The 5,127-nt window shown below is 62.1% G+C and carries 7 protein-coding genes; all 7 read left to right on the forward strand.

Annotated elements, in window-relative coordinates; genetic code table 11:
* The first annotated feature begins 397 nt into the window (after positions 1 to 397).
* The 7 genes from fliL (at position 398) to fliR (ending at position 5,120) form a co-directional block, all read left to right on the forward strand.
* A complete protein-coding gene (gene fliL / locus QOC89_RS22985; RefSeq protein ID WP_323047121.1) occupies positions 398 to 904 on the forward strand; it encodes a flagellar basal body-associated protein FliL in 507 nt (168 codons plus the stop codon).
* 77 nt (positions 905 to 981) lie between these two features.
* Complete coding sequence (gene fliM, locus QOC89_RS22990) at positions 982 to 1,980, forward strand: flagellar motor switch protein FliM (protein WP_323047122.1); 999 nt, start codon at positions 982 to 984, stop codon at positions 1,978 to 1,980.
* On the forward strand, positions 1,973 to 2,437 hold the full coding sequence (gene fliN, locus QOC89_RS22995; RefSeq protein WP_323047123.1) for a flagellar motor switch protein FliN: 465 nt from the start codon (positions 1,973 to 1,975) through the stop codon (positions 2,435 to 2,437). Before fliM ends, fliN begins: the two co-directional genes overlap by 8 nt.
* 92 nt (positions 2,438 to 2,529) lie before the next feature.
* Complete coding sequence (gene fliO / locus QOC89_RS23000; RefSeq protein ID WP_323047124.1) at positions 2,530 to 3,111, forward strand: flagellar biosynthetic protein FliO; 582 nt, start codon at positions 2,530 to 2,532, stop codon at positions 3,109 to 3,111.
* Positions 3,111 to 3,944, forward strand: coding sequence for a flagellar type III secretion system pore protein FliP (gene fliP, locus QOC89_RS23005; protein ID WP_323047125.1), 834 nt, complete (start codon positions 3,111 to 3,113; stop codon positions 3,942 to 3,944). The genes fliO and fliP overlap by 1 nt, the downstream gene beginning before the upstream one ends.
* Positions 3,945 to 4,021: 77 nt before the next feature.
* Entirely contained in the window at positions 4,022 to 4,291 is a 270-nt protein-coding gene (gene fliQ / locus QOC89_RS23010; protein WP_323047126.1) for a flagellar biosynthesis protein FliQ, read from the forward strand.
* Between the two features lie 46 nt (positions 4,292 to 4,337).
* Positions 4,338 to 5,120: a flagellar biosynthetic protein FliR gene (fliR, locus tag QOC89_RS23015; RefSeq protein ID WP_323047127.1), complete on the forward strand. Its 783-nt coding sequence runs from the start codon at positions 4,338 to 4,340 to the stop codon at positions 5,118 to 5,120.
* Positions 5,121 to 5,127 lie beyond the last annotated feature (7 nt).

Consider the following 5,127-nt stretch of genomic DNA (forward strand, 5'->3'; position numbering starts at 1 on the left):
ACCACTACCGTGGCTGTGCGGGGGACCCGCTTAAGAGTTAGCGGTTTGAGCCGCTTTCTCTTGCTTACTTCTCTTTGCGGCGGCAAAGAGAAGTAAGTGCCCGCCCCGCACAGGGGCGACGCTAATAGACCAATAACAAAGCAAGGAAAGGCCAACGCCATAAAAGCACAATGCAAACAAGCGCGCGCAGGCAACCAGCCCAACGCCGTAGGCAAACAGACAAACAATCGCGGCGCAGCCAAACAAACCAAAACCAAAACCATCGCCGAAGGCCCCCCGCCTGAATAGGCAAAAACCAGAGATAGCCCTCAATAACCCTTCTTTTCGACCCATCGCGCCGCAGGCAAATCAACAACAATCACCATCACCAGCACTAAAGGCAAGCAAAGCAAACCTCATGGCAACCCCGACCGCAAACCAGCAAGTCGTGCCCGCTTCCCCGGGCCCCTTGAAGCGCATCATCCTGATCGTCCTCATCGCGATCGTCGCGGCAGGCGCTGCCGGCACGGGTGTGTGGTTCTTCATGTCCCAGCGCAGCCCAGCCGCCGCATCGGCGGGAACCGTCAGCGCGCCAGCGCCGCTGGCCGTGCCGCTCTTCTTCCCGCTCGAATCGATGACCGTCAATCTGCAATCGGACGACGGTCAGCAACACTTCCTGCGCATCGGCCTGACGCTCAAGCTCACCGACTCGAAGACCCAGCAGGAACTCACCGACCACATGCCGGAAGTGCGCAGCCGCATCCTCCTCGCACTGTCGAACAAACACCCGAACGACCTCGCGCCGCTCGACGGTAAACGCGCTCTGGCCACCGAACTCCGGACGCTGATCGAACAGCCGACCGATAACGGCGCCGCGCCGATCCATATCCAGGACGTGCTGTTCACCGAATTCATCGTGCAGTGACGTTTTCAGTGACGTTCTCATTGGTGTTTTTCGACGCCGCCATCATCAACCGCTTCGGGACGCACGAGGAATAAGGAATGGGCCACGAAGAGTTCATGTCCCAGGAGGAGGTCGATGCCCTCCTCAAGGGCGTCACCGGCGAGTCCGACACGGAAGCCGAGCAGACCGACCGCTCAGGCGTACGCCCGTACAACATCGCGACGCAGGAACGCATCGTCCGTGGCCGGATGCCCGGCCTCGAAATCATCAACGACCGTTTCGCGCGTCTGTTGCGCGTCGGGATCTTCAACTTCATGCGGCGCTCGGCGGAAATCTCCGTCGGTCCGGTGAAGGTGCTGAAGTACAGCGAGTTCACCCGCAACCTGCCGATTCCGACCAATCTGAACCTGGTCCACGTGAAGCCGTTGCGCGGCACGTCGCTGTTCGTGTTCGACCCGAATCTGGTGTTCTTCGTGGTCGACAATCTGTTCGGCGGCGACGGGCGCTTCCATACCCGCGTCGAAGGCCGCGATTTCACGGCAACCGAGCAGCGCATCATCATGAAGCTGCTCAATCTGACGTTCGAGCACTACGCGGCATCGTGGAAAAGCGTGCGCCCGTTGCAGTTCGAATACGTGCGCTCGGAAATGCACACGCAGTTCGCCAACGTGGCGACGCCGAATGAAATCGTCATCGTCACGCAGTTCTCGATCGAGTTCGGCACGACGGGCGGCACGCTGCACATCTGCATGCCGTATTCGATGATCGAACCGATCCGCGACATTCTGTCGTCGCCGATCCAGGGCGAGGCACTCGAAGTCGACCGCCGCTGGGTCCGTGTGCTGTCGCAACAGGTGCAGGCAGCGGAAGTGGAACTGACCGCCGACTTAGCCCAGGTGCCGGTCACGTTCGAACAGATCCTGAACATGCGCAAGGGCGATGTTCTGCCGATCAACATTCCCGAACACATCACCGCGAAAGTCGATGGCGTGCCGGTGATGGAATGCGGCTACGGAATTTTCAATGGTCAGTACGCGTTGCGGGTCCAGAAGATGATCAGCGCAGCCGAAACGATGAAGGATGGTGGATATGAGTGACCTGAACGCAAAGACTGAGGCAGAACTGGCCGCCGGCGAGCCGCAATTCGCCGCCGACGCAGCCAGCGCCGAAGACGACGCGGCGATGGCCGACTGGGCGAGCGCGCTGGCCGAGCAGAACGACAACACGGAAGTCAGCGCGACGACGGCCGGTGTATTCCAGCCGCTCTCGAAGGTCGAACCGAGCTCGACGCGCAACGACATCGACATGATCCTGGACATTCCCGTCCAGATGACCGTCGAACTCGGCCGCACCAAGATCGCGATCCGCAACCTGCTGCAACTCGCGCAAGGTTCGGTCGTGGAACTGGACGGCCTGGCCGGTGAACCCATGGACGTGCTGGTGAACGGCTGCCTGATCGCCCAGGGCGAAGTAGTGGTGGTGAACGACAAGTTCGGCATCCGTCTGACCGACATCATCACGCCGTCAGAACGCATCCGGAAGTTGAATCGATGAAACGCGTTGCCGGTCGCGCCATGCTGCGGTTGTGCCATGCATCGCGCGTTGTTTTCAAGCGCGCTCTGCATGCCGCAACGGTAAGGACGGCAATGGTCACTTCGGCGCGGAAGTTCGCGCAAACTTCAGTGGCGACCTCGGCGCTGAGCGCCGCGGCCATCTTCGCGCCATCGGCCGCGCACGCAGCTGACATGAACGCCGTCAACAACGCCGCGAAAATCGCCTCCGGCGTGGGCGCCGGCACAGCCGTTCCGGCGCTCGGCGTCGGCGCGGTGTTGCAAACCATCGTCGGCTTGCTGGTCGTGATCGGTCTGGTGTTCGCGTGTGCCTGGCTCGCGCGCCGCTTCGGCTTGCAACCCAATAGTCGCGGCGGCCTCGTGAAGACGATCGGCGGCGCTTCGCTCGGCGGCAAGGAACGGGTCGCGGTGGTCGAGATCGGCGATACGTGGCTCGTGCTCGGCACGGCGCCCGGCAATGTGCGTCTGCTGCACACCATGCCCGCCGGTTCAGCCGCGCTCGATCCGGTCGCAGGCACGCAAGCGGCCGCATCAGACGCATCGGGTTCATCACGTGCAAACGCGGCATTGCCTGGCACCTTCGGCCAACGCTTTCGCGATGCGTTGAAAGGCGAAGTGGGCAAACGTTTCAATGGGCAAGGCAGCGGGGATCGGTAATGCAGTTCAGTCTTCAATCAGCACAATCGGTACGTCAAGCGCACGCCACGCGTATGTCTCGCGCCGCCTCGAAAGTCATTGCCGTGTTGCGCCGTCTCGCGCCCGTCGCGTTGCCGGCGCTGATGCTCGCGCTGCCGACGCTGTCGTTCGCGCAGGCCGCCGGCTTGCCGGCCTTCAACACGAGCCCGGGCCCGAACGGCGGCACGACCTATTCGCTGAGCGTGCAGACGATGCTGCTGCTCACCATGTTGTCGTTCCTGCCGGCCATGGTGCTGATGATGACGAGCTTCACGCGCATCATCATCGTGTTGTCGCTGCTGCGCCAGGCGCTCGGCACGACCACCACGCCGCCCAACCAGGTGCTGGTCGGTCTCGCGCTGTTCCTCACGCTGTTCGTGATGTCACCGGTGCTCGACAAGGCTTATAACGACGGCTACAAACCGTTCTCCGACGGCACCCTGCCGATGGAAACAGCGGTGAGCCGCGGCCTCGCGCCGTTCAAGACGTTCATGCTGCGCCAGACCCGCGAAAGCGATCTCGCGCTGTTCGCCCGCATCTCGCACGCGGCGCCCATGCAAGGTCCGGAAGACGTGCCGCTCTCGCTGCTGGTGCCGTCGTTCGTGACGAGTGAGCTGAAGACGGGCTTCCAGATCGGCTTCACGATTTTCATCCCATTCCTGATCATCGACATGGTGGTGGCGAGCGTACTGATGTCGATGGGGATGATGATGGTGTCGCCCGCCACGATCTCGCTGCCGTTCAAGTTGATGCTGTTTGTGCTGGTCGACGGTTGGCAATTGCTGCTTGGCTCGCTCGCGCAGAGCTTTGTTTGACCGCGGCCCTGGCTGGGCCACCTGGTTAAGTCCATTAGCCGCGCCACTCAACCTTTCACGCTTCCAGTCGACTCGCCATGAATCAAGAATCCGTCATGACACTCGCGCACCAGGCCATGTATGTCGGCCTGTTGCTCTCCGCGCCCTTGCTGCTGGTCGCGCTGGTGGTCGGTCTGGTGGTGAGCCTGTTCCAGGCCGCGACACAGATCAACGAAACCACGCTGTCGTTCATTCCGAAGCTGCTCGCGATCGCCATCACGATGGTGATCGCCGGCCCCTGGATGCTGACGACCATGCTCGACTACCTGCGCCAGACGCTCACCAACATCCCCACGCTCGTCAACTGAGCATGGCCCCGGCCCCGGCTCGGCGCTCGCCCCCTCTCCCACCGTCATGTTTTCCGTCACCTACGCTCAACTGAACGGCTGGCTCACGGCATTCCTGTGGCCGTTCGTGCGGATTCTCGCGCTGGTGGCGAGCGCGCCGGTGCTCGGCAACACATCGCTGCCGACGCGCGTGAAGGTCGGCCTCGCGGCCTTCACCACCATCATCGTCGCGCCCACGCTCGGCGCCATGCCGCAAGTGACCGTGTTTTCCGCCGAAGGCGTGTGGATCATCGTCAATCAGTTCCTGATCGGCATCGCACTCGGCATGACGATGCAGATCGTGTTTCAGGCGATCAGCGCGACCGGCGACTTTGTCGGCCTCGGCATGGGCCTCGGCTTCGCGACATTCTTCGACCCGCAAGCCGGCAGTTCGAGCGCGGTACTGTCGAGCTACATGAACACGATCGCGATGCTGGTGTTTCTGGTGATCGACGGCCATCTGCAAATGATCAGCGCGCTGCTCACCACCTTCCAGTCCGTCCCTGTGTCCGCGAACATCCTCGGCGCGCCGGGCTGGCACACCCTGGCGATTTTCGGCAGCACGGTGTTTTCGGCGGGGCTCCTGCTCTCGCTGCCGGTGGTCGTCGCGCTTCTCATCACCAACATCTCGCTGGGCATTCTCAACCGCGCCGCACCACAAATCGGCGTCTTCCAGATCGGCTTTCCCCTCACGATGCTGATCGGCATGCTGCTCCTGCAGCTGATGATCCCGAACATGATTCCATTCTTCATGCGCCTGTTCGACGTCGGCATCGATCAGATGGGACGCGTGGCGGCCGGCTTCAGATAACAGGGCT

Source organism: Paraburkholderia sp., assembly GCF_034668105.1.
GTDB lineage: Bacteria > Pseudomonadota > Gammaproteobacteria > Burkholderiales > Burkholderiaceae > Paraburkholderia.